Source organism: Variovorax sp. 01N425, from assembly GCF_056399465.1.
In genome coordinates, this window is the sequence record NZ_JBFTRJ010000020.1 from 39493 (window position 1) to 60102 (window position 20610).

A 20610-nucleotide genomic window follows, 5' to 3' on the forward strand; every position below is an offset into this window, starting at 1 on the left:
TGCGGCGACAACGGACAATAGCCGCATGACAACCCGATGCGTGATGGTTCTCGGCACGACCAGTGGCGCCGGCAAGAGCTGGCTGACCGCCGCGCTGTGCCGCTGGTACGCGCGCCAGGGCCTCAAGGTGGCGCCCTTCAAGGCGCAGAACATGAGCAACAACGCCCGCGTGGTGGGCGGCGGCGAGATCGGCAGCGCGCAGTATTTCCAGGCACTGGCCGCGCGTGCCGTGCCCGACGTGCGCATGAACCCGCTGCTGCTCAAGCCCGAGCGCGACACCCACAGCCAGGTGGTGCTGATGGGGCAGGTGAGCGCGGAGCTCACGGCCATGCCCTGGCGCGGACGCAGCGAGCGCGTGTGGCCGCAGATCGCGCAGGCGCTCGACGCGCTGCGTGCCGAGAACGACGTGGTCGTGATCGAAGGCGCCGGCTCGCCGGCCGAGATCAACCTGATGGCCAGCGACATCGTCAACCTGCGCGTGGCCCGCCATGCGGATGCGCGCTGCCTGCTGGTGACCGACATCGACCGTGGTGGCGCCTTCGCGCATCTGTACGGCACCTGGGCATTGATGCCCGAAAGCGACCGCGCGCTGCTGCGCGGCTTCGTGCTCAACAAGTTCCGCGGAGATGCTTCGCTCCTGGCGCCGGCGCCGCAGCAGCTGCAGGCGCTGACCGGCATCGCCACCGTCGCCACGCTGCCGATGTGGCGGGAGCACGGCCTGCCGGAAGAAGACGGCGTGTTCGATGACCGAAGCCATGCGAGCGGTGCGGTGACCCGCACCGTTGCGGTCGTGGCCTACCCGCGCATCAGCAACCTCGACGAATTCCAGCCGCTCAAGAACGTGCCCGGCGTCCGCCTGGCCTGGGCGCGCACGCCGGCGGAGCTGGCCGGCGCCGACTGGATCGTGCTGCCCGGCTCCAAGCACACCAGCGGCGATCTCGCGTGGCTGCGCGCGCAGGGGCTGGACCGCGCCATCGCGGCGCACGCGGCCCGCGGCGGCGCCGTGCTGGGCGTCTGCGGCGGCCTGCAGATGCTGGGCGAGGCGCTGGTCGATCCGCACGGCATCGACGGCAATGCGCCCGGCCTGGGCCTGCTGCCGCTGGTGACGGTGTTCGAGCGCGAAAAGACCGTGCGCCACCGGGCGGCCGTCTTCGGCCAACTGGGCGGCGCATGGGCGTCGCTCTCGAACGTGCCGGTGGCGGGCTACGAAATCCATCACGGCCAAACCGCCATCCACCCCCAGATGGCGCAGGACGGCCATGCCGTGATGCCCGAGGGCCTGGCCTGGCAGAACGCGCGCGGCAACGTGCTGGGCCTCTATCTGCACGGCCTGTTCGAGGACGCGGCCGCGCTCCACGCACTCTTCGGTGCCGCGGCACCCACGCTCGACGCCACCTTCGACGGCCTGGCCGATTTCATCGACAACCACTTCGAGGCCGGCGTACTGCAGGGCCTGATCGCATGACCGACAGCAACCAGACCATTCCTTCCATCTCCGACATTCATGACGGCGCTCTTGCGGCGCGCCTGCAAAGCGCGCTCGACAACAAGACCAAGCCGCTCGGCGCGCTCGGCCGGCTCGAGAGCCTGGCCTTGCGGATCGGCCTCGTCCTGGGCAGTGAAACGCCGGTGCTCGAAGCACCGCAGATGCTGGTGTGCGCGGCCGACCATGGCCTGGCGGCGCGCGGCGTCTCGGCCTTTCCGAGCGACGTGACCTGGCAAATGGTCGAGAACTTCCTGGCCGGCGGCGCGGCCGTCAGCGTGCTGGCGCGCCAGCACGGCCTCGCGCTCACCGTGGTCGACTGCGGCGTGCGGCGCGACTTCCAGGCCCGCCCCGGGCTGGTCTCGCGCCGGATCGCCGCCGGTACCGCCGATGCGTCGGCCGGGCCCGCCATGACCGCGGAGCAATGCGCGCAAGCCATCGCCAACGGGCGCGAGGTGGTGCGCGCGCTGCCGGGCAATGCCTTGCTGCTCGGCGAAATGGGCATCGGCAACAGCTCGGCCGCAGCGCTGCTGCTGGCGCGCCTCGCGGGGCTGGACATCGATGGCTGCACCGGCTCCGGCACCGGCCTCGACGCCGCGGGGCTCGCGCGCAAGCGGGAGGTGCTGCGCGACGTGCTGGCGCTGCATGCGGCTGCGAGCGAGCCGCTCGATGCACTCGCGGCGTTCGGCGGCTTCGAGATTGCCACGCTGGTCGGCGCGGTGCTGCAGGCGGCGCAGGAGCGGCGCGTGATCGTGATCGATGGCTTCATCGCGAGCGCCGCGGTGCTGGTGGCGCAGGCGCTGCAGCCGCATGTGGCGCAGCGCTGCGTGGCCGCGCACAGCTCGGCGGAACCCGGGCATGCGCTGCTGCTGAAGCACCTCGGCCTGGAGCCCTTGCTGAACCTGGACCTGCGCCTTGGCGAAGGCTCGGGCGGTGCGCTGGCCTGGCCGCTGCTCGAATCGGCTTGCCGCATCCTGCGCGAGATGGCCAGCTTCGAAGCCGCCGGCGTGTCGCGCAAGGACAGTTGAACCCATGAACGGTGTCCGCCACTACCTGCTGGCGCTGCAGTTCTTCACGCGCGTACCGGTGACCGGCCGGCTCGCCGAATGGATCGGCTTCAGCCCGCAGATGCTGCGCGCAAGCGCGGCGCATTTTCCGGGCGTGGGCTGGCTCGTGGGTGGCGTGGGCGCAGCTGTTTTCGTGCTCGCGCTGCAGGGTTTGCCCGGCGTGGCCGGCGCGCTGGCCGCGGCGCTGCTGAGCATGGCGGCAACGGTGCTGCTGACCGGCGCCTTTCATGAAGACGGGCTCGCCGACGTGGCCGACGGCCTGGGCGGATCGGCCGACCGCAGCCGCGCGCTCGAGATCATGAAGGACTCGCGCATCGGTGCCTTCGGCGCCATTGCGCTGGTGCTGGCGCTCGGCCTCAAGGCCGCGCTGCTCGCGTCGATGGCGGGGCAGGGCGCGCAGGCGGTGGCCGGTGCCATCGTCGGCGCGCATGTGCTGTCGCGCCTGGCGCCGCTGTTCCTGATCCGCTGGCTGCCCTACGTGGGCGACAGCGGCGCGAGCAAGGCCAAGCCCTTGGCCGATGCGATCGGCGGCGGTGCCTTGCTGGTCGGCGTGCTCTGGTCGGTGCCCGCTGCCCTGCTGATGCTGGCGACGCAGGGCCCCGCACGAACGATCGCCATGGCGGTGGCATGCGCCCTGGCGGCGCTGGTCATGGCGCGCATGTTCCGGCGCCGGCTGCAGGGATTCACCGGCGACGGGCTCGGCGCGACGCAGCAGCTGTGCGAGCTCGCCATCTACCTGGCGCTGGCGTGGCAGGCATGAAGCTGTGGCTGGTGCGCCATGCGCAGACAGACGCCGCGCCGGGCCTTTGCTACGGCCGCACGGATGTGGGCGTGCCGGCCGAGGCGACGCTGGCGGTGGCGCATGCGGTGGCTTCGCGCCTGCCCGCGGACCTGGCGCTGGCGCACTCGCCCCTGCGGCGCTGCGCCGAACTCGCGCAGACCATCGGCAGGCTGCGTCCGGACCTTGCCACGCGCGCCGATCCGCGCCTCGCCGAGATGGATTTCGGCGCCTGGGAAGGCCGGCCCTGGTCGTCGATTGCCCGCGCCGAGTTCGAGGCGTGGACCTGCAATTTCGCCGAAGGGTGCCCGGGTGGGCATGGCGAAAGCACGGCCCGCTTCATGCAGCGCATCGGCACGGCCTTCGATGAATGGCGCGCGTCGGGGCAGGACGCGGTGTGGGTCACGCATGCGGGCGTGATGCGGGCGGTGGAGCTGCTGCATCGCGGCGTGCGGCGCGTCGACGATGCCGCGCAGTGGCCGTCGGCGCCCATTGACTATGGGGCGTGCCAGCTGATCGAATGCAGCTGATGCACGGCGGCACCCGCTGCCGCGCGCCACGGTCCGCCAACGCGATGCCGACACTGCCCAAGAACGAACGCTTGTACCTGCGCCTCGACGACGACCCCTTGCACGGGCCGGAGGCCGGCATGCCCGCGGACACGCTGCGCGCCTTTTCGGTCGCCGAGCCGCTGCGGATGCACGTTGCGCACATTCTTCTCTACAGGGAAACGCTGCCCGAGGGCCGCGAGGTGCTGGAGCGCGTGCTGCCCGATGGGGCGGTGCGGCTGGTCTTCAACCTGGGCGATGCGCCCTCGGCGGGCGAGAGCGCCGGACATGCGGTCGAGGCCATCGGCGCGTCGGCGGCGCCGGCCCTCGTGCGCCTCTGCCGGAAGATGGAAGGGCTGTCGGTGACCCTGCGCCCCGGCGCGGCCGCGGCGCTGCTCGGAAGGCCGGCCAGCGAGATCGCAGGCACTGCCGTGCACCTGGACGAACTGTGGCGCGGCCGTGGTGCCGAACTGCTGGAGCGCATCGCGCTGCAGCCGGACGACGCGTCGCGCGTGTCGGTGCTGTGCGCGGCCCTGCAGCGCCGGCTGGCCGATGGCGACGGCGCCGTCCACGTGGCGGCCATGCGCGCGGCGCAACTCATCGCCACGTCGGGCGGACGGCGTCCGCTGCGCGAGGTGGCGCAGGCCGTCGGGCTTGGCGAGCGGCGGCTGCAACAGGTCTTTCGGCAGCAGGTGGGCCTGTCGCCGCGGGCCTGGAGCCGGCTCGCGCGGCTGCATGCCTGCGTGCGCGCCTTGCGCCTGCAGCGCGAGCCCGCCTGGGCCAGCCTTGCGCTGGATGGCGGCTTCTATGACCAATCGCACCTCATCAACGAGTTCCAGGCGCTTTGCGGCCTCACGCCGACGGAGTTTCTGGGTCGCGCGATTTCGGGTTCTTCCAAGACGGCGGATTGACGCGGCCTTACCGTCGTCGTCTCTCACTCGCAACGAAAGGACAGGACGATGCCAGCTGAATGCAGGGAGCGACAACTGAAGGGCCGCGTGGCCGTGGTGACCGGAGCGAGCCGCGGCGCCGGCCGCGGCATTGCGCTGGAACTGGGCGCCGCGGGCGCCACCGTGTACGTCACCGGGCGAAGCACGCGCGGGCAGCCGGCAAATACCTATGGCCAGCTGCTCGCGCTCTCGGAGCTCGAAGCCCTGCCGGGCAGCATCGACGAAACCGCCGACGAGGTCACACGGCTGGGCGGACGCGGCATCGCGGTGCGCTGCGACCACACGCAGGAAGACGAGGTGAAGCAGCTCTTTGCGCAGGTGCAGCGCGAGCAAGGCCGCGTGGACCTGCTGGTCAACAACGCCTGGGGCGGCCACGAAACTTTCACCGGCGTCTTCGAGGCGCCGTTCTGGGAGCATCCGCTTTCCAACTGGGACTCGATGTTCGACCGCGGCGTGCGCAATCACCTGCTGGCCAGCCGCTTCGCCGCGCCGCTGATGGTGGCGCAAAAGAGCGGGCTGATCGTGACCACCACCTTCTGGGACCGCGGCAACTACCTGCGCGGGAACCTGTTCTACGACCTCGCCAAATCGGCCATGACCCGGCTGGCCTTCGGCATGGCGCAGGAGCTTCGTCCGGACGGCGTCGCTTCGCTGGCCGTGTCGCCGGGCTGGATGCGCACCGAGTTCGTGCTGGCGGCCCACAAGACCGACGAGGCGCATTGGCGCGAGCACCCGGCCTTGGCGCGGACCGAGTCGCCGCGCTATCTCGGCCGCGCGGTGGCTGCGCTCGCGGGCGATGCGCGGGTGCTCGAGAAAAGCGGCGGCGTGCATCGCGTGGCCGACCTGGCGCGCGAATACGGCTTCACCGACATCGACGGCCGGCAGGTCGAGGCATTCGAGCTGTAGCTGGGGAACAGGCCGGGCTCAGTACGGCCTCAGGCCGACTTGGGCCGCGGCGTCTTCGGCTTGTAGTCGCAAAAGGGTGCCACCGCGCATTCCCAGCACTTCGGCGTGCGTGCCACGCAGATGTAGCGCCCATGCAGGATGAGCCAGTGGTGCGCATGCAGCCGGAATTCGAACGGCACGCGTTTCTCCAGCTTGAGCTCCACTTCGAGCGGCGTCTTGCCCGGCGCGAGCCCGGTGCGGTTGCTGACGCGGAAGATGTGCGTGTCGACCGCGATCGTCGCTTCGCCGAACGCCACGTTGAGCACCACGTTGGCGGTCTTGCGGCCGACGCCCGGCAGCGCCTCGAGCTCGGCGCGCGTACGGGGCACTTCGCCGCCGTGCTTTTCCACCAGGATGCGGCAGGTCTCGATCAGGTGCTTGGCCTTGCTGCGGTACAGCCCGATGGTCTTGATGTAGTCCTCCAGGCCCTCCACGCCCAGCCTGAGGATCGCCTGCGGCGTGTTCGCCACCGGAAACAGCTTGCGCGTGGCCTTGTTCACGCCCACGTCGGTCGCCTGCGCCGAGAGCAGCACGGCGGCCAGCAGTTCGAATGGCGTGGCGTATTCGAGCTCGGTTTCGGGGGTGGGGTTGGCCGCCTGCAGGGTGGCGAAGAAGAGGGGGATGTTGTCTTTTTTCATGGGGTTCCGGGCAAGGCGCCCAATATATCGCCCGCGGCCCAAAGCCGACCGCGGCGCACGCCGCCGCACTTTCGCCACAATAGCGACCCAGAAAGTGAGACTTCCCATGCAATTCGCTTCCCGCCTCGACAACGTCGAAACCTCCGCCATCCGCGAACTCTTCAAGCTGCTGGGCAAGCCCGGCATCATCAGCTTTGCGGGCGGCTTCCCCGACAGCGCCATGTTCGACGTGGAGGGCCTGAAGGAGGCGAGCCAGAAGGCGCTGACCGAGGAGCCCGGCGGCGCGCTGCAGTACGGCGCCACCGAAGGCTACGAGCCGCTGCGCACGCAGCTTTCTGCCTTCATGAAGACCAAGGGCGTCGACGTGGACCCGAGCGGCCTGATCGTCACCACCGGCAGCCAGCAGGCGCTCGACCTGCTCGGCAAGACCATGATCTCGCCCGGCGACAAGGTGATCGTCGAGGGCCCGACCTTCCTGGCCACCATCCAGTGCTTCCGCCTCTACGGCGCGCAGCTCATCAGCGCGCCCATCGACGCCAACGGCGTGAAGACCGACGAGCTCGAAAAGCTCATCGCCGAGCACAAGCCCAAGTTCGTCTACCTGATTCCCACCTTCGGCAACCCGAGCGGCGCCATGCTGAGTCTGGAGCGCCGCAAGAAGGTGCTCGAGCTGGCGGTCAAGTACCAGACGCTGATCGTCGAGGACGACCCCTACGGCGACCTCTACTTCGGCGAAGCGCCGCCGCCTTCGATCCTGGCTTTGGCCAAGGACGTGCCGGGCAGCCGCGAGCTGCTCGCGCACTGCGGCAGCCTGAGCAAGGTGCTGAGCCCGGGCCTGCGCATCGGCTGGATGATCGCGCCGGCCGAACTGCTCGCCAAGGCCACGATGTGCAAGCAGTTCAGCGATGCGCACACCAGCACCTTCTCGCAGGCCACGGCCGCGCAGTACCTCAAGAGCGGCCGCATGCCGGCCACGCTGGCGCATGTGCGCGAGGTCTACGGGCAGCGCGCGCAGGCCATGGGCGCGGCGCTCGAGCGCGAACTGGGCGATGCGGTGAGCTTCACGCAGCCGCAGGGCGGCCTGTTCTTCTGGGCCCGCCTCACGGGCGCCAACGGCAAGCTGGCCGATGCCAACGAATTGGCCAAGCGGGCCATCGAGAAGCTCGTGGCCTTCGTGCCCGGAGCGCCGTTCTTTGCGGAGAAGCCCGATGTCGCAACGCTGCGCCTGAGCTTTGCGACGGCCGACGTGGCCAAGATCGAAGAGGGCGTGAAGCGCCTGGGCCAGGCCCTGTAGGCCTCCCGACTCAGGGCGAGCGGTGCAGGCGCGGCGCCGCCAGCAGCGCGAGGTTGTCCGCAATGGCCGCATCCACGTTCGGATAGCGGCCTTTCATTTTCGATAGCGTCATGATGGTCTGCAGCGCCTTCAGGTCCTTGACCGAGGGTGCGACCTTGATCTGCGCGATGGCCGCCGATGCGTTGCCGCCGTTGACCAATGCCATCACCTTGCTTGCCCAGTCGTTTGCGCGCGCCATGTCTTCACCTGCTTTCGTTTGAACCACCGCCGACTGTACACAGGCCGCGGGTTAGGATCGACCATGAGAAAAACCTTTCAGCTTCAGGTCGAGGGCAAGCACCCCGACCGACTCCTCGAAGCCATCAAGCACGAGATCCGCAAGTACATCAAGCGCGAGCGGCGCCGCGTCCTGCCCGAAGGCGCAGACTTCTGGGACTTCGACTGCAGGTTCGGCACCTCCGAAGAAACCGCCGAGGCCGTGCACCTGTCGGCCATCACGGGCCTGATCGACGGCATCGCCAAGGAAGGCGGCAAGCAGTTCTACGTCGAGGTCGTCGCCAAGCCCGGCAAGCGCAAGCCGCGCGCAGCCGGGGAGCCGGCGCAAGAAGAGCCGCCCGAAGAAATCTAGCCAGCTATCTCAGAGCAGCGCCTGCGCAAGGCGCAGGCCGTGGCGCTGCTCCGCATCCTGCAGCGACCGCGCGATCGACGGGTGCAGGCGCACCCCGTTCTTCGACTGCGCATCGCGGCGCTTCAAGCCGCCTTCGCCTGGCATCCGCACGGGCCTTGCCGGATCGATCGGCCTGTTGTTGCGGCACTGCGCAGCCACATGGTCCATCTGGCGCAGGAAAGCTTCCTTGCCGCCAAAGGCATGCAGATCGTGCAGCGTGACGTGCACCGTCGCGCCCCAGCCTTCGGGCGGGTCGGCGCGGCCATGGCCCGCGAGGCCGGCGGTCAGCGTCTCGACCAGCAGCGCCATGCCGTAGCCCTTGTGCCCATGGCTCAATCCGCCCACGGGCAGCAGCGTGCCGGGCGGCTGGTCGAACAGCACCTGCGGGTTGTTCGACGGCTTGCCGGCGGCGTCGATCAGCCATTCCTCCGCAAAGGTTTCGCCGGCGGCGCGCTTGCGGTTGCTCATGCCGTTGGTGGTGATGGAGGCCGAGATGTCGACCATCACGCCGCCTTGCGAGAGCGGAAAGCCCATGGCCAGCGGATTCGGCGTGAACACCGCCTGCGTGCCGCCGAAGGGCGCGACGCTGGCGGTGTTGGGGTCGGAGCAGGCGAGCAGCATCAGCATGTCTTCCTCGAGCGCGCGCAGCATGTAGACGGCGAGGCAGGCGATGTGGTGGCTGCGGCGGATCACGAGCGAGGCGGTGCCGAGTTCGCGGGCGCGCGGAACCAGCAGGTCCATGCCCTGGTCCATGAGCCAGGGGCCGGGCAGGCGCTTGCCGTCCCAGAGCACGGCGGCCGGGCGGTCCGACAGCACCTCGGGCGCGCCTTCCCGCGTCATGCCGCCGGACTCGAGTTCCTTCACGTAGCCGGCCAGCAGCGCGAGACCGTGCGTGTCGTGGCCCAGCAGGTCGCCTTCGACGAGGGTGCGGGCGACGCTGTCGGCCATCGGAGCGGCGAGGCCGGCCTTCTGCAGCAGGGCGCCGGCGTAATCCTTGAGCGCCTCGGCGCGGTAGAGGGGGGCGGTGGTGTCGGTCATGTCATGTCTCCATCAAGCTGATTGCTGCGAGGGGTGCTTGTGATTTGTGTGCTGGTTCGGGTGGTTTTGTTTCAGGGCGCTGTTGTTCAGGGCGCTCTTGTTCAGGGCGCGTGCACAGGCCACCGGGTACTCCCCTCCGCGAATGTCCCCCGGCCTTCGGCCTCCTCCTTGATTTCGCTGCGGGGAGCACCCGATGCCCTGTGCACCAGGGCACGCTGCCGGTGTGCCGCTGATCAACCAGCGCCCTGAACAAATCACGTCAAGCACAACGCGAGGCAAAGAGTCACTCCAGAAGCTCCAACAGCCGCTCAAGCCCGCCTTCGTTGATCGCCACCATGGCCTGCTCGCGCACCTTCGGCTTGGCGTGGTAGGCCACGGAGAGGCCGGCTTCGCCCATCATCGGCAGGTCGTTCGCGCCATCGCCCACGGCAATGGCTTCCTGCGGAGAAATGCCCAGCAGGGATGCAACCTCGAGCAGCGTGCGGCGCTTCTCGGCGCCGTCGCAGATGTCGCCCCAGCTTTGCTGCACCACCTGGCCGGTGAGCTTGCCATCGGCCTCGTCGAGCAGGTTGGAGCGTGCGAAGTCAATGCCCAGGCGGTCCTTCACGCGGTTCGCAAAGAAGGTGAAGCCGCCCGACACCAGCAGCACCTTGAGCCCGGCCGCCTTGCAGGCCGCCACCAGTTCCGCCGCGCCCGGATTGAGCTTCAGCCGCTCGTCGTAGACCTGCTGCAGCGCCTCGACCGGCACGCCCTTGAGCAGCGCCACGCGCCGCCGCAGGCTTTCCTTGAAGTCCTTGATCTCGCCGCGCATCGTGGCTTCGGTGATCGCGGCCACCTCGGCTTTCTTGCCGACCGCGTCGGCGATTTCGTCGATGCATTCGATGTTGATCAGCGTCGAGTCCATGTCGAACGCGATCAGCTTGAAGTCGGCCAGCTTCAGCGGCGGCTTCATGCGCTGGATGACGAGGCCGGGGGAGATTTCTGTGATTGCGCTCATGCGGGGGCGGGTTCCTTGACGATCGGTTGTCCGAGGCTGCGCAGCACGTCGCGCACCATTTGCGCACGCTCCTTGGGCTCCTTCAGCTCGCGCTCGATGCGCAGCTTCTCGTTGCCCGCGAGCTTGATGTGCTTGTTCTTCTGGATCAGGTGGATGATGGCCATCGAGTCGACCGGCGGATCCTTCTTGAACGTGATGTGGATCACGCCCGGCGCCGCATCCACCTTCACCACGCCGTACGGCCGTGCGAGCACGCGCAGCCGGTGCGTGTCGATCAGCGTCTGCGCCTGCGGCGGCAGCTTGCCGAAGCGGTCGACGATTTCTTCGAGCAAGGTGTCGATCTGCTCGGGCGTCTTCGCGGTGGCCAGCTTCTTGTAGAACGACAGGCGCAGGTGCACGTCGCCGCAGTAGTCGTCGGGCAAGAGGGCGGGGGCGTGCAAATTGATCTCGGTGGTGACCGACAGCGGCGCGAGCAGGTCGGGCTCCTGCCCGGCCTTGAGCGCGCGCACCGCCTCGCTCAGCATCTCGTTGTAGAGCTGGAAGCCGATCTCCATCATGTTGCCGCTCTGGTTCTCGCCCAGCACTTCGCCCGTGCCGCGGATCTCCAGGTCGTGCATCGCAAGATAGAAGCCCGAACCCAGTTCTTCCATCTGCTGGATGGCGTCGAGCCGCTGCGCCGCCTGCTTGGTCAGGCCCTCGGTGTCCGGCACCATCAGGTAGGCATAGGCCTGGTGGTGCGAGCGCCCGACACGGCCGCGCAGCTGGTGCAGCTGCGCGAGGCCGAACTTGTCGGCGCGGCTCATCACGATGGTGTTGGCGGTCGGCACGTCGATGCCGGTCTCGATGATGGTCGAGCACAGCAGGAGGTTGTAGCGCTGCGCCACGAAGTCGCGCATCACGCGCTCGAGCTCGCGCTCGGGCATCTGGCCGTGGGCCACGGCGATGCGGGCCTCGGGCAATATCTCCTCGAGCTTTTGGCGCCGGTTCTCGATGGTCTCGACCTCGTTGTGCAGGAAGTACACCTGCCCGCCGCGCTTCAGTTCGCGCAGCACGGCTTCGCGGATCACGCCCGTGCCCTCGTTGCGCACGAAGGTCTTGATGGCGAGGCGCCGCTGCGGCGCGGTCGCGATCACGCTCAGGTCGCGCAAGCCCTCGAGCGCCATGCCCAGCGTGCGCGGAATCGGCGTGGCGGTGAGCGTGAGCACGTCGACCTCGGCGCGCATGGCCTTCATCGCCTCCTTGTGGCGCACGCCGAAGCGGTGCTCCTCGTCGATGATGAGCAGGCCCAGGTTCTTGAACTTGACCGACTGCGAGAGCAGCTTGTGCGTGCCGACCACGATGTCGACCGTGCCTTCGGCCAGGCCCTTGGCCGCCGCGGTGATCTCCTTGGCCGAGCGGAAGCGGCTCATCTCGGCCACCTTGACCGGCCACTTGGCGAAGCGGTCGACCAGCGTCTGGTAGTGCTGCTCGGCCAGGAGCGTGGTAGGCGCGAGGAAGGCCACCTGCTTGCCGCCGGTGATCGCGATGAAGGCGGCGCGCAGCGCCACCTCGGTCTTGCCGAAGCCCACGTCGCCGCAGACCAGGCGGTCCATCGGCTGGGGCGAGATCATGTCCTGCACCACGGCGTGGATCGCGGCCTTCTGGTCGGCGGTTTCCTGGAAGCCGAAGTCGTTGGCGAACACTTCGTAGTCGGCGGCCGAGTAGCGGAAGGCATGGCCCTGCCGCGCGGCGCGGCGGGCGTAGATGTTGAGCAGCTCGGCGGCCGAGTCGCGCACCTGCTCGGCGGCCTTGCGCTTGGCCTTTTCCCACTGGCCGGAGCCCAGCTTGTGCAGCGGCGCCTCGTCGGCGCTGACGCCGGTGTAGCGGCTGATCTGGTGCAGCTGCGAGACCGGCACGTAGAGCGTCGCCTTGTCGGCGTACTCCAGGTGCAGCATTTCCTGCAAGAGCGGCTTGCCTTCGGCATCGGTGCCCTGGCCCAGGTCCATGTGGATCAGGCCGCGGTAGCGTCCGATGCCGTGCGCGGTGTGGACCACCGGGTCGCCCACGTTGAGCTCGGACAGGTCCTTGATCAGCGCCTCGACGTCGCTGACCTGTTCCTGCTTCTTGTTGCGCCGGCGCGTGGTGGGCGCGGTGGCGAAGAGCTCGGTCTCGGTGACGAAGTCGATGCCCTGCTCGCGCCAGGCAAAGCCCGAGGCGAGCGCGGCGGTGGCGATGCCGATCTTCTCGTCGGCCGAGGCTTCGAACTCGGCCAGCGAATCGAAGGCCGGCGGGCTCACGCCGCTGGCGCGCAGGAAGTCGAGCAGGCTTTCGCGCCGGCCTTCGCTTTCGGCGATCAGCAGCACGCGGTGCGGCGTGGCCTTGATATGGGCCTTGAGGCCGACCAGCGGGTCCTCCGCGCCGCGCACCACGGCAAAGGGCGGCAGCCTGTCGAACTCGGCGTAGGGCGTCTCGGCAGCAATGTCTCCGCCGCCCGCGTTTCCGCGGATCGCGAGCTGCGCATGCGGCTTGGCGCGCTGGTAGAACTGCTCGGCACTCAGGAACAGCGCCTCGGGCGGCAGCGCCGGGCGTTCGGGGTCGCCGCGCACCAGGCGGTAGCGCTCGCTCGTGTCCTGCCAGAAATGCTGGAACGCGGGCTCCAGGTCGCCGTGCAGCACCACGGTGGCGTCCGCACCCAGGTAGTCGAACACCGTGGCCGTCTCGTCGAAGAACAGCGGCAGGTAGTACTCGATGCCGGCGGTGGCCACGCCGTTGCCCATGTCCTTGTAGATGCGGCTCTTGGTCGGGTCGCCTTCGAGCAGTTCGCGCCAGCGGCTGCGGAAGCGCGCGCGGGCGTCGTCGTCCATCGGGAACTCGCGGCCGGGCAGCAGCCGCACCTCGGGCACCGGATAGAGGCTGCGCTGGGTGTCGGGGTCGAAGGTGCGGATCGAGTCGATCTCGTCGTCGAACAGGTCGACGCGAAACGGCACCAGCGAGCCCATCGGAAAGAGGTCGATCAGGCCGCCGCGCACCGCGTATTCGCCCGGGCTCACCACCTGTGTCACGTGGCTGTAGCCGGCCAGCGTGAGCTGGGCCTTGAGCTTGGATTCCTCGAGCTTCTGCTTGGCCTTGAAGTGGAAGGTGTAGCCGGCCAGGAAGGCCGGCGGCGCGAGCCGGTAGAGCGCGGTGGTGGCGGGCACCAGCACCACGTCGGCCTCTTTCTGGCTGATGCGCCAGAGCGTGGCCAGGCGCTCGCTGATCAGGTCCTGGTGCGGGGAAAAGCTGTCGTAGGGCAGCGTTTCCCAGTCGGGGAACAGGGCGCAGCGCAGCTCGGGCGCGAAGAAGGCGATCTCGTCGATCAGCCGCTGCGCGTCGTTGGCGTCGGCCGTGAACATCGCGGTGGCGCGGCCCGCGGCCTTCTCGCGCATGCCCAGCTGCGCCAGCAGCAGCGCATCGGCCGACAAAGGAGGACGCGGCAGCGTGAATCGCTTGCCCGCCGTGAGGTGGGGGAGGTCCATGGAACGCTTAGAAAATGCAGAACACCCCGCGCTGAGGGCGAGGGGTGTATGAGACGGTCGATTCTAGAATGGCGGCCCTTTATCCGCTTGCCGGCCGCCGGCCGTGCCGCACCCCATGTCTTCTTCCCGATTTTTCGTGCTGATTCCCTGCGCCGGCTTCGGCCACCGTGCAGGTGGCGCCCAGCCCAAGCAATACCAGCGGCTGGCGGGATCGTCGATGGTGGCCCACACGGTGGCTGCGTTCCGCGCGCTGGCGGGGCGCTTTGCCGGGCTGGCGGTGGTGGTGTCGCCGGACGACCGCGAGGTGCAGACGGCGCTGCCGCGCTTTCCGGCCGACAACGAATTCCTGCTGCGCGTGGGGGGCGTCACGCGCGCCGCCACGGTGCGCAACGGTCTCGCGGCGCTGCGCCAGAAGGGTGCCGGGGCGCATGACTGGGTGCTGGTGCACGATGCGGCGCGCTGCCTCGTCACCTCGAGCCAGATCGAGGCGCTGATCGCGGCCTGCGAGCACGACGCCGTCGGCGGGCTGCTGGCGCAGCGGCTGGCCGACACGCTGAAGGCCTCCTCGGCCGACAGCCGCGTCTCCCAGACTCTTTCGCGGGCCGACAAGTGGCTGGCCCAGACGCCGCAGATGTTCCGCATCGGCATGCTGCTCGATGCGCTGGAGCGGGCGGGCGACGCGGTGACCGACGAGGCCGGCGCCATCGAGGCCATCGGCCTGTCGCCCTTGCTGGTGCCGGGCAGCGCGCAGAACTTCAAGGTGACCTTTCCCGAGGACTTCGCCCTGGCCGAGGCGGTGCTGCTCGGCCGCCGAAAGGCCATCGCATGACGGCCGCGTTCAACCTCCGCGTGGGCGAGGGCTGGGACGTTCACCAGCTGGTGGCGGGACGCAAGCTGATTCTCGGCGGCGTGGAGGTTCCGCACACCACCGGCCTGCTGGGGCATTCGGATGCCGACGTGCTGCTGCATGCCATCACCGACGCCTTGTTCGGTGCGGCGGGCCTGGGCGACATCGGCCGGCATTTTCCCGACACCGACGCGCAGTTTCGCGGCGCCGATTCGGCCGTGCTGCTCGGCGAAGCGGCACGCCGCGTGCGCGCTGCGGGCTGGGAGATCGGCAACGTCGACAGCACGGTGATTGCGCAGGCGCCCAAGCTGGCGCCGCACATCCCGGCCATGTGCCGGCGCATCGCCCAGGTGCTGGGCCTCGCGCCCGAGCAGGTCAACGTGAAGGCCAAGACGGCCGAAAAGCTCGGCCCGGTCGGCGAAGGCCGCGCGATGGAAGCGCGCGCGGTGGTGCTGCTGCACCGCCAGGGCTGATCGACTCAGGCCCGCCGGCCCTGCTGCGCTTCCGCCGCCGGCCTCGGCTCGGGCATGGCGCGCGGCATGCGGATGTGCGCCGCCAGGCCGCGCCCGGGCGTGCTGGTGAGCGCAAAGGTGCCGCCCATGCGCTCGATGTTCTTTGCCACGATCGACAGGCCGAGCCCGGCGCCGGCCGCGGAGGTGCGCGCCACGTCGCCGCGGAAGAAGGGCTTGGTCAGCTGCGAGAGCAGGGCGGGCTCGACGCCCGCGCCGTGGTCGCGCACCTTGATCAGCACCGCGTCGTTGTTCGATTGCGCCTGGATCACCACGTCGGCAATGCCGGTGGAGGGTGTCTTGCCGTAGCGCCGCGCGTTCTCCACCAGGTTGGAGATCACGCGCGTGAGCTCGACCTCGTCGCCCAGCACGCGCAGGTCGGGCGGCACGTCGACGCGGATGTTCATTTCTTCGTAGTCCTGCACGGCGTAGGTGCAGGCATCGACCACGTCGCGCAGCAGCACGGGCTTGGGGTCGACATGGTCGGGGCGCGCGTAGTCGAGGAACTTGTCGATGATGGCGTCGAGCTGGGCGATGTCGGCCGCCATGTGGTCGCGCGCGTCCTCGTCGGACACGCTCATCTCGGTTTCGAGCCGCAGCCGCGCGAGCGGCGTGCGCAGGTCGTGCGAGATGCCGGCCAGCATGATGGCGCGGTCCTGCTCGATCTTGGCGAGCTGGTCGGCCATGCGGTTGAAGCCGATGTTGACCGCGCGGATCTCGTTGGTGCGGGCGCTCTCGTCGAGCCGGTGCGCCTCGTATTCGCCTTCGCGCACCTGCATGGTGGCGCGCGACAGCTGCTTGAGCGGCAGGTTGATGAGCCGCGTGATCAGCGCCGCGCCGGCCAGCGACAGCGCCATGGCGGTGCTGAGCCAGACCAGCCAGGTGCGTCCGCCCACGCGGCTGAAGCGGGTCGGGTCGAGCAGCAGCCAGTAGGTGTCGCTCTCGATGGTGAAGCCGATCCACAGGCCCGGCTCGTCGTTGACGCGGCTGGCCACCGTGGTGCCTTCGCCGAGCTGGTCGATCAGCTCCTCGGTCACGCGCTGGTCGAGCGCGCCGCTGGTGTAGGGCTGGAAGCGGTCGTTGGGCTCGCGCGGCAGGATGCGCACGCCCTCCTGGTCGGCCAGCGTCTTGATCAGCGACACCCGCGTGATCGCATCCGAATACACCAGCGCCGCGCGCGTGAGGTTCACGAGCGAGGCGATCTGGTGTGCCGTCTGGATGGCGCGCGGCTCGTATTCGAGCGAGCGGAAGGTCTGCAGCCAGGCGACCGTACAGCCGATCAGCAGCAGCGCGAGCAGGAAGAATGTGCGCCAGAAAAGGCTGAAGCCGAGCTTCAGGCCCGGTCGCCGGTCACGCTGGCCGCTGCCCTCCAGGGGGCTTGGCATGGTGACCTGCGCGCCGTCCTCCTGGGCTGGGCTGGGTCTGGCGGATTGCAGGCCGATGGCCACCTCAGGGTGTCGTTCAGGCCGTGCCGTCCGGCACGAACACGTAGCCCACGCCCCACACGGTCTGGATGTAGCGGGGCGCCGCCGCATCGGCCTCGACCAGCTTGCGCAGGCGCGAGATCTGCACGTCGAGGCTGCGGTCGAAGGGCTCGAACTCGCGGCCGCGGGCCAGTTGGGCCAGCTTCTCGCGCGACAGCGGCTGGCGTGGATGGCGCACCAGCGCCTTCAGCATCGCGAATTCGCCGGTGGTCAGGGAGAGTTCCTCGCCGTCCTTCTTGAGCGTGCGCGAACCCAGGTCGAAGGCAAAGGGCCCGAAGGTGACGGTCTCGTTCTCGGTGGAAGGGGCGCCGGGCGCTTCGAGTGGCGGACGGCGGCGCAGCACCGCATGCACGCGCGCCAGCAGTTCGCGGGGGTTGAACGGCTTGCCCAGGTAGTCGTCCGCGCCGACCTCGAGGCCGACGATGCGGTCGACGTCCTCGCCCTTGGCGGTGAGCATGATGATCGGCGTGCGGTCGTTGGCGGCACGCAGGCGGCGGCAGACCGACAGGCCGTCTTCGCCGGGCATCATCAGGTCGAGCACGATCAGGTCGACCGTGTCGCGCAACAGGATGCGGTTGAGCGCCTTGCCGTCCTCGGCCACGATCACTTCGAAACCTTCCTGGGTCAGGTAGCGGCGAAGCAGGTCGCGGATGCGGGCGTCGTCGTCGACGATCACGATCTTGTCAGTGCGGGCGGGAACTTGAGTCATTTCTACAACGTTGAATTTGTAACAGCGCCGATTCTGAAGGCGTTGAGCCCCCGTTGAGCCGGTTTTACTTATGGTTTGACACTAAGTTACAAAACTTGCGGTCGCTCGCTGTCTAGTCATCCGACGTTCGCCCGGCGGTGGCAAAGTCCGCCCAGTGCTATGACTTTTGTTCAATGAGAACCCTTCTTCCCGTCCTGCCGATCCTAGTTGCTTGCAGCTGCGGCCCTGCCTTGGCAAACGCCGGCGAGTTTCTCAGGGTCGGTGATTCGCGCCGCAGCGAGGTACGCGAGGCGGTAGCGGCCCACCGTGCCGCGCAGCGCGACGAAATCCGGCGGGAGGAGGCCGTGGCCGGCAGGCGCCTCACGGCGGCCGAACTCTTCGAACTGCGCCAGCAGGTGCGAAGGCAATGGACGCCGCCCGGCACACCCCACGTGCTGAATTCGGCAGAATCGCAGCCGGCCGAGCGAATGGTGCCGGAGCCGATGTCGGCCGCGCGCGCCCTGACCTTGCCCCGCAGCCAGCGCCGCTGAAGCGGCGAGGGCTGTGTGCTCTCGCGTTCTCGAATACCAACCCAGGGGAGTTAGCTCGTCTTGAAAAAAATCAGTTTGATCGCCGCCTTTGCCGCACTGGCTGCGGCTGGCACCGCCGGCACCGCCATGGCCCAGAACATGGTCCCGCCGCCGCAGAACGTGCTGCAGCTCACGGCCTCCGGCACAGTGGAAGTGCAGCAGGACATGCTCAGCATGACGCTCACCACCACGCGCGACGCAGCCGATGCCGCCACGGTCCAGTCGCAGCTCAAGGCCGCGGTGGACGCGGCCCTGGCCGAGGCCAAGAAAAACGCCCAGCGCGGCCAGCTCGACGTGCGCACCGGCAATTTCAGCCTGTCGCCGCGCTACACCCGCGAAGGCAAGATCAACGGCTGGCAGGGCTCCGCCGAAATGGTGCTCGAGGGCCGCGACTTCGCGCGCATCACGCAGACCGCAGGCCGCATCACCACGCTGAACGTCGGCAACGTGGGCTTCGCGCTCAGCCGCGAGCAGCGCGCCAAGAGCGAGACCGAGGCCCAGACCATCGCCATCGAGAACTTCAAGCAGAAGGCCACCGAACTGGCCAAGGGCTTCGGCTTCGGCGGCTACACGCTGCGCGAAGTCTCGGTGAACGCGAACGACAGCGGCCCGATCCGGCCGCGCGTCATGGCGGCGGCGGCCAAGTCCTTTGCGGCCGATGCGCCGGTGCCGGTGGAAGCCGGCAAGGCCAGCGTGGTCGTCAACGTCTCGGGATCGGTGCAGCTCAAATAGCTTCTTCTCTTATTGAGCGGTCCAGCCGCCGTCCATCTGCCAGGCGACGCCGCGCACCTGGTCGGCGGCCGGCGAGCACAGGAACACCGCCAGGCCGCCGAGCTGCTCGACCGTGGTGAACTGCAGCGAAGGCTGCTTTTCCCCGAGCAGCTCGTTCTGCGCCTGCGTGGCCGAGATGCCTTCGCGCGCCGCGCGGTCGTCGATCTGCTTTTGCACCAGCTGCGTCAGCACCCAGCCTGGGCAGATTGCATTGCTCGTGATGCCGGTGGTTGCGGTTTCGAGCGCCACCGACTTGGTGAAGCCCACGATGCCGTGCTTGGCCGCCACGTAGGCCGACTTCTGCGCCGAGGCCACCAGGCCGTGGGCCGATGCCACGTTGATGATGCGGCCCCAGTTGGCCTCGCGCATCGCGGGTATGGCGAGCCGGGTCGTGTGGAATGCGCTCGTGAGGTTGATGGCGATGATGGCGTCCCAGCGTTCCGGCGGGAAGTCCTCGACCTTTGCCACGTGCTGGATGCCGGCGTTGTTCACGAGGATGTCGACGCGCCCGAATCTGGACGCGGCGAACTTCATCATGTCCTCGATCTGAGCGGGCTGGCTCATGTCGGCGCCGTGGTATTCGGCGCGCACGCCGAGCGCCTCGATCTGGGACTTGGGGGTTTCGGCGTCGCCGAAACCGTTGAGCACGATGTTTGCGCCTTGTTGTGCAAGCGACTTGGCAATGGCCAAGCCAATGCCGCTGGTGGACCCCGTGACAAGCGCGGTTTTGCGTTTGAGCATGAAGATCAATCTCCGGATGAATTAGGATGCGACGAGACCATTATCCGCACCAGGACGACTTCGTTTTCATGACAGAACCGACGCTTCATTACGTGGCGTGCGATGACGCCCAGGGCGGTCACCGCATGGCCTACTGGCAATGGGGCGACGCGCGCAGTGCGCGCGTGGTGGTCTGCGTGCACGGCCTCACGCGGCAGGGACGCGACTTCGACGTGCTCGCCGAGGCCCTCGTGGCACGCGCCGCCGGCGACGTGCGCGTGGTCTGCCCCGACGTGGCGGGGCGCGGCCAGAGCGACTGGCTGCGCGACCCGGCCCTCTACCAGGTGCCGGTCTATGCGGCCGACATGCTGGCGCTGGTTGCGCAGCTGCACCGCGAACGACCGATCAACACGCTCGACTACCTGGGCACCAGCATGGGCGGGCTGATCGGCTTCGTGCTGGCGGGGCACAAGCAGCTGCCGCTGGCCCGGCCGATCCGCCGCTTCGTCGTGAACGACGTGGGCCCGACGATCGAGGCCGCCGCGCTGCAGCGCATTGGCGCCTACGTGGGGCAGGGCGGCCGCTACGACAGCGTGCAATCGGCGGCCGATGCCATGTGGACGATCTCGACCAGCTTCGGCCCCCATACACCGGACCAGTGGCTTTCGCTGTCGCAGCACATGGTGGTGCCTGCGTCGCAGCGCACGCCCGATGGCGCCGGCAAGGTGGAGGCCAGCGAATCCCATGGCGACGCAGCCGGTCCCTGGCTGCTTCACTACGACCCGGCCATTGCCGTTGCGCTGCGCGCCATCACGCCCGAGGCTGCGGTCCAGGGCGGTGCCGTGATGTGGAGCCTCTACGACGCCATCGATGCGCGCACGCTCGTGACGCGCGGCGCGCAGTCGGACCTGCTCTCGCGCGAAACGGCCCTGGCCATGACGCAGCGCGGTCCGCGCGCGGCGCTGGTCGAGTTCGAAGGCGTGGGCCATGCGCCCACCTTCGTCGACCCCGTGCAGGTGGGCGCCGTCACCAACTTCCTGTTCGATTGAGGCCAACGTGAAGCGCGAGTCTTCGAGTCTTCAAACGGCGCACGCCTCCGATA

At 68.9% G+C, this 20610-nt stretch carries 21 protein-coding genes; 13 read left to right on the forward strand and 8 right to left on the reverse strand.

All coding sequences use genetic code 11. The features are described 5' to 3' along the window. Nucleotides 1–25: 25 nt before the first annotated feature. Genes AC1DSC_RS28270 through AC1DSC_RS28295 form a run of 6 tightly spaced genes read left to right on the forward strand, consistent with a single transcriptional unit; the run spans nucleotide 26 to nucleotide 5732 of the window. Nucleotides 26–1465, forward strand: coding sequence for a cobyric acid synthase (locus AC1DSC_RS28270; RefSeq protein WP_012747674.1), 1440 nt, complete (start codon nucleotides 26–28; stop codon nucleotides 1463–1465). Then, nucleotides 1462–2511 carry a nicotinate-nucleotide--dimethylbenzimidazole phosphoribosyltransferase gene (cobT, locus tag AC1DSC_RS28275; RefSeq protein ID WP_369664462.1) on the forward strand — a complete coding sequence of 350 codons (1050 nt, stop codon included), beginning with the start codon at nucleotides 1462–1464 and terminating at the stop codon, nucleotides 2509–2511. Before AC1DSC_RS28270 ends, cobT begins: the two co-directional genes overlap by 4 nt. Before the next feature lie 4 nt (nucleotides 2512–2515). After that, a complete protein-coding gene (locus AC1DSC_RS28280) occupies nucleotides 2516–3310 on the forward strand; it encodes an adenosylcobinamide-GDP ribazoletransferase (RefSeq protein WP_012747676.1) in 795 nt (264 codons plus the stop codon). After that, nucleotides 3307–3858 (forward strand): histidine phosphatase family protein, encoded by a 552-nt coding sequence (locus AC1DSC_RS28285; protein ID WP_012747677.1) that lies wholly within the window; start codon nucleotides 3307–3309, stop codon nucleotides 3856–3858. Before AC1DSC_RS28280 ends, AC1DSC_RS28285 begins: the two co-directional genes overlap by 4 nt. A gap of 44 nt (nucleotides 3859–3902) precedes the next feature. Then, on the forward strand, nucleotides 3903–4787 hold the full coding sequence (locus AC1DSC_RS28290) for a helix-turn-helix domain-containing protein (RefSeq protein WP_307595357.1): 885 nt from the start codon (nucleotides 3903–3905) through the stop codon (nucleotides 4785–4787). Between the two features lie 48 nt (nucleotides 4788–4835). Beyond that, a complete protein-coding gene (locus tag AC1DSC_RS28295) occupies nucleotides 4836–5732 on the forward strand; it encodes an SDR family NAD(P)-dependent oxidoreductase (protein ID WP_012747679.1) in 897 nt (298 codons plus the stop codon). A gap of 29 nt (nucleotides 5733–5761) precedes the next feature. Here the strand turns inward: AC1DSC_RS28295 and nth are convergent, their stop codons facing one another. Continuing rightward, the gene (nth, locus tag AC1DSC_RS28300; protein ID WP_012747680.1) at nucleotides 5762–6409 is read right to left on the reverse strand and encodes an endonuclease III; all 648 of its coding nucleotides are present in this window, start codon (nucleotides 6407–6409) and stop codon (nucleotides 5762–5764) included. 106 nt (nucleotides 6410–6515) lie between these two features. Here nth and AC1DSC_RS28305 point away from each other — a divergent pair, with 106 nt between their 5' ends. After that, nucleotides 6516–7703, forward strand: a complete 1188-nt coding sequence (locus AC1DSC_RS28305; RefSeq protein WP_012747681.1) for an aminotransferase-like domain-containing protein — start codon at nucleotides 6516–6518, stop codon at nucleotides 7701–7703. Nucleotides 7704–7713: 10 nt separating this feature from the next. Here AC1DSC_RS28305 and AC1DSC_RS28310 read toward each other — a convergent pair whose 3' ends face one another. After that, nucleotides 7714–7941 (reverse strand): hypothetical protein, encoded by a 228-nt coding sequence (locus AC1DSC_RS28310; protein WP_012747682.1) that lies wholly within the window; start codon nucleotides 7939–7941, stop codon nucleotides 7714–7716. A 63-nt stretch (nucleotides 7942–8004) separates the two neighbouring features. Between AC1DSC_RS28310 and AC1DSC_RS28315 the strand changes: the two genes are divergently transcribed. Further along, a complete protein-coding gene (locus AC1DSC_RS28315; protein ID WP_012747683.1) occupies nucleotides 8005–8331 on the forward strand; it encodes a DUF6172 family protein in 327 nt (108 codons plus the stop codon). Nucleotides 8332–8340: 9 nt separating this feature from the next. Here AC1DSC_RS28315 and AC1DSC_RS28320 read toward each other — a convergent pair whose 3' ends face one another. The 3 genes from AC1DSC_RS28320 to mfd form a co-directional block, all read right to left on the reverse strand. After that, a complete protein-coding gene (locus AC1DSC_RS28320; RefSeq protein WP_369664463.1) occupies nucleotides 8341–9408 on the reverse strand; it encodes an Ldh family oxidoreductase in 1068 nt (355 codons plus the stop codon). Between the two features lie 283 nt (nucleotides 9409–9691). Further along, entirely contained in the window at nucleotides 9692–10405 is a 714-nt protein-coding gene (gene serB, locus AC1DSC_RS28325; protein WP_012747686.1) for a phosphoserine phosphatase SerB, read from the reverse strand. Continuing rightward, nucleotides 10402–13899 carry a transcription-repair coupling factor gene (gene mfd, locus AC1DSC_RS28330; protein WP_012747687.1) on the reverse strand — a complete coding sequence of 1166 codons (3498 nt, stop codon included), beginning with the start codon at nucleotides 13897–13899 and terminating at the stop codon, nucleotides 10402–10404. The genes serB and mfd overlap by 4 nt, the downstream gene beginning before the upstream one ends. Before the next feature lie 115 nt (nucleotides 13900–14014). On the opposite strand from mfd, the gene ispD reads away from it, so the two are divergent. Both ispD and ispF read left to right on the forward strand, forming a co-directional pair. Continuing rightward, entirely contained in the window at nucleotides 14015–14728 is a 714-nt protein-coding gene (gene ispD, locus AC1DSC_RS28335; RefSeq protein WP_026284068.1) for a 2-C-methyl-D-erythritol 4-phosphate cytidylyltransferase, read from the forward strand. Beyond that, nucleotides 14725–15219: a 2-C-methyl-D-erythritol 2,4-cyclodiphosphate synthase gene (gene ispF / locus AC1DSC_RS28340; protein WP_012747689.1), complete on the forward strand. Its 495-nt coding sequence runs from the start codon at nucleotides 14725–14727 to the stop codon at nucleotides 15217–15219. Before ispD ends, ispF begins: the two co-directional genes overlap by 4 nt. Nucleotides 15220–15224: 5 nt before the next feature. Here ispF and AC1DSC_RS28345 read toward each other — a convergent pair whose 3' ends face one another. Both AC1DSC_RS28345 and ompR read right to left on the reverse strand, forming a co-directional pair. After that, a complete protein-coding gene (locus AC1DSC_RS28345) occupies nucleotides 15225–16640 on the reverse strand; it encodes a sensor histidine kinase (protein ID WP_012747690.1) in 1416 nt (471 codons plus the stop codon). A 76-nt stretch (nucleotides 16641–16716) separates the two neighbouring features. After that, on the reverse strand, nucleotides 16717–17448 hold the full coding sequence (ompR, locus tag AC1DSC_RS28350; RefSeq protein WP_012747691.1) for an osmolarity response regulator transcription factor OmpR: 732 nt from the start codon (nucleotides 17446–17448) through the stop codon (nucleotides 16717–16719). A 230-nt stretch (nucleotides 17449–17678) separates the two neighbouring features. Between ompR and AC1DSC_RS28355 the strand changes: the two genes are divergently transcribed. Next, nucleotides 17679–17978: a hypothetical protein gene (locus AC1DSC_RS28355; RefSeq protein ID WP_369664464.1), complete on the forward strand. Its 300-nt coding sequence runs from the start codon at nucleotides 17679–17681 to the stop codon at nucleotides 17976–17978. A gap of 60 nt (nucleotides 17979–18038) precedes the next feature. Further along, nucleotides 18039–18749, forward strand: a complete 711-nt coding sequence (locus tag AC1DSC_RS28360) for an SIMPL domain-containing protein (protein ID WP_012747693.1) — start codon at nucleotides 18039–18041, stop codon at nucleotides 18747–18749. Nucleotides 18750–18758: 9 nt separating this feature from the next. Here the strand turns inward: AC1DSC_RS28360 and AC1DSC_RS28365 are convergent, their stop codons facing one another. Beyond that, a complete protein-coding gene (locus AC1DSC_RS28365; RefSeq protein ID WP_012747694.1) occupies nucleotides 18759–19529 on the reverse strand; it encodes a 3-hydroxybutyrate dehydrogenase in 771 nt (256 codons plus the stop codon). Nucleotides 19530–19597: 68 nt separating this feature from the next. Between AC1DSC_RS28365 and AC1DSC_RS28370 the strand changes: the two genes are divergently transcribed. Next, entirely contained in the window at nucleotides 19598–20557 is a 960-nt protein-coding gene (locus tag AC1DSC_RS28370; RefSeq protein WP_012747695.1) for an alpha/beta fold hydrolase, read from the forward strand. Nucleotides 20558–20610 lie beyond the last annotated feature (53 nt).